Source organism: Actinomyces sp. MRS3W, from assembly GCF_032465695.1.
Lineage (GTDB): Bacteria > Actinomycetota > Actinomycetes > Actinomycetales > Actinomycetaceae > Actinomyces.
The window spans coordinates 1-2,756 of sequence record NZ_JAWDJJ010000217.1 but is presented as its reverse complement, the minus strand read 5'-3'; the positions used below and the strand labels follow the sequence as shown (position 1 = coordinate 2,756).

Annotated in this window: 2 protein-coding genes; both read right to left on the bottom strand. The window is 68.2% G+C overall.

Annotation, left to right across the window (positions count from 1 at the left end):
• Positions 1 to 3: 3 nt before the first annotated feature.
• Positions 4 to 831 carry an alpha/beta hydrolase gene (locus tag RWX45_RS08335; protein WP_316023267.1) on the bottom strand — a complete coding sequence of 276 codons (828 nt, stop codon included), beginning with the start codon at positions 829 to 831 and terminating at the stop codon, positions 4 to 6.
• Between the two features lie 259 nt (positions 832 to 1,090).
• Positions 1,091 to 1,960, bottom strand: coding sequence for a PspA/IM30 family protein (locus tag RWX45_RS08330; protein ID WP_316023266.1), 870 nt, complete (start codon positions 1,958 to 1,960; stop codon positions 1,091 to 1,093).
• Positions 1,961 to 2,756 lie beyond the last annotated feature (796 nt).

Here is a 2,756-nt window from a genome sequence, read left to right as displayed (position 1 = left end):
GGGTCAGCGCAGTCGGCGGGTGACCCACTCGGTGGCAAGACGCGCGATCTCCTCCTGGGCGGCGTCGCCGTCCTCGGCCTGGACCTGGTGCAGGCTGGAGCCCTCGGGCAGGAGCGGGAAGGCCTCAGCGGCCGCCGCGGCGGTGTCCGGGAACTCGTCGGTGAGCGCGCCGTGCAGCATGAGGATCGGCCACGGCAGATCGGCCATGGTCTTGTCCGGTGACTGCAGGGAGACGTCGGCCAGAGTCTCCTTGCTCAGCACGTCCCATTTGCGCGGGTTGGGGTTGTCATCCGGTAGGCGGGTGAGCCCGTGCCGGTCGAGCTCGTCGAGCTGCTCGGGGGAGAAGACGTTCTCCCACAGGATCGACTGCGGCCCGACGACGGCGCCCGCGAGCACCGCGGTGCGTACCTGCGCGGGGCGCGCGAGCAACGCGGCCGTCGCGCCGAACCCGTTGGCGTGAATGGCCTGGCGCACGTAACCGCGCTTGGCGAGCCAGGCGGACACCGCTTGGAGATCCTCGACCTCGCCGGCCAGCGTGATGACGTCGTCGTCGGACTCTCCCAGGCCGGAGAAGTCGAACTGGAGCGTGGCCAGGCCGGCGGCCCGGTAGCGTTCTGCCAGCTCGTCGAGCCGGTCGGACAGACCATGCCGATCGGTGAGGAAGTTGTGAGCGAAGATCACCACGCCTTCATCACGCGGTGGGGCGGTGTAACCGTCGCGTATTGCGTCGTCATCGAAAGCGTTGGGGTCGAAGGGGGCGGCGCCGTCGGGCAGGCACATGGTCGCGGCTAGACTGATGCCGCGAACAGTGTCGATGCGTACCTCCGCCATGGCTTCAAACCTAGGTCACTGGCCCACGCAAGTCACGGTCTCCGGGCCGCTGACCTGGGCGATTGCGCTGGCAGCGTGATGGGCGCGTCGGTGACCGGTCGCGGGCTTGGGGACTGTGATGACCTCATCACCTCAGCCCCCAAGCTGCCGCGTCATCAGCGCGGGTGTTCATTGACGGCGCAGCGTCGAACTGGTTGAGCCCAACCCCCGCGCTCTTGGCACGGGCGGTGTGCGGCGGCGGACGCCGTCGGCGTCACGGTCAGTAGGAGGACTCTTCCTCGGCGTCTTCGGCCTCAGCGTCTTGTGCGGCAGCGTCGTCGTTCTGCGCAGTCTCCGACTTGAGCGCCTCGAAGGCGGCGTCGACGTCGCTACCACCGATCTGCGCGGGGGAGGACGCGCCCGGAAGCGCGGTGTTTCCGCCGGCCTTGAGCGCGGCCAGTCGCGCCTCGGCCTCGAGCTGGTCCCCGGAGGCCTCGAGCTCGGCGAACTGCGCCTCCAAGGATGCGCCCGCGATCTCCATCTGGCCGGCCGCCTGCGCCTCGACGCGGCGAACCTGGTCCTCGTAGCGGGAGAGCTCGGAGGTCGGGTCCATGATGTTGATCGAGCGAATCGCGCCCTGAACCTTGACCTGAGCCTCGGCGGTCTTCTGCCGGGCGATGAGCTGGTCACGCTTGGACTGCAGTTCGCCCAGCTTGGCCTCCATCTGCTGCAGGCCCGTCTTGAGCTGGTCAACAACCTGCTGCTGGGAGGCGATCATCGGCTCGGCCTGCTTGGCTTCGTTCTCCGCAGTGATCTGCTTGGTCAGCGCGATCTTTGCCAGGGAGTCCCACTTGTCGGCGCCGGAAGCGTCGCCGCCGGCCCGCAGCTCGTCGGCCTTGCGCGAGGCGGCCAGCGCCTTGTTGCCCCAATCCTTGGCCTCGGCCACGTCCGCATCGTGGTCCTTCTCCGCCAGGCGCAGGTTGCCGACCGTCTGGGCGACGGCGTCGCGCGCTTCGGCGATCGAGGCCTTGTAGTCGCGCACCAGCTGGTCGAGCATCTTCTCCGGGTCCTCAGCGCGGTCGATGAGGGCGTTGATGTTGGCGCGGGTGAGCTGGGCGATGCGGCCCAGGATCGACTGCTTCTCAGCCATGTGTTTCCCTTCGTTGGGCTCGTTCCGCCAGTAGCGGGGGCGAGCGGTTCGGTGTGTCTCTATGCGTATGTATGCGGTGTGTGAGCGGTGTGCCTGCGCACGGCGCTCGTGGAAGCGGCCGGACCGGCCGGCGCTGTTACCGGGCCATACTTCCAGGAAACGTGGCCGTGCTGGCGCAAAACGACCGGTTTCGCCGATGACGATTCACAAGCCCTCCCAGTCCCCCTCGCCGAAACCGGCACAAGTGACGTGCCGGGGATCGTCGGTGCCATGGTGGGATGGACCGCCTATCACCGGGTGGACCGCCTATCACCGGATGGACCGTCTGAGAACACGTCTGGGGCAGTCCATCCGCGCGATGGTGGTCCAACCGCGCAAACGTGGTCCAACCGGGCGATGGCAGTCCAACTGGAGAACGTCCGCAGCGCTCCGGGGAAGATCACAGCCGTGCCCGCCACACCATCAGGCCTCACATCGGCAATATCTCCCTCGCCGTAGGTAAGAGTCGGCCCTTTCAAGACCAGCACACACCGACCGGTCTCGCTACGTCATTAGTGCCGGTTTCGGCACGTTACTAGTGCCGGTTTCGGTGAGGGGGAGGCGGAGTGGCGCGGGGCGGAGTGGTGCGGGGCGGTGCCGCACGCTTTGCTCGCCAACCTTGGCAGCAAGACGCTTAGAAACGACCGCCTCCGCCGCCGAAACCGCCACCGCGGCCGCCGCCGAAGCTTCCGCCTCCGCCACCGAAGCCTCCGCCCCTGGGGCCACCGAAGCCGCCCCCGAAGCCTCCGCCGCGGGG

Excerpts from the sequence above, each read along its gene's own strand:
- RWX45_RS08335 (WP_316023267.1), bottom strand. The coding sequence starts at position 831 with ATGGCGGAGGTACGCATCGACACTGTTCGCGGCATCAGTCTAGCCGCG.
- RWX45_RS08330 (WP_316023266.1), bottom strand. The coding sequence starts at position 1,960 with ATGGCTGAGAAGCAGTCGATCCTGGGCCGCATCGCCCAGCTCACCCGC.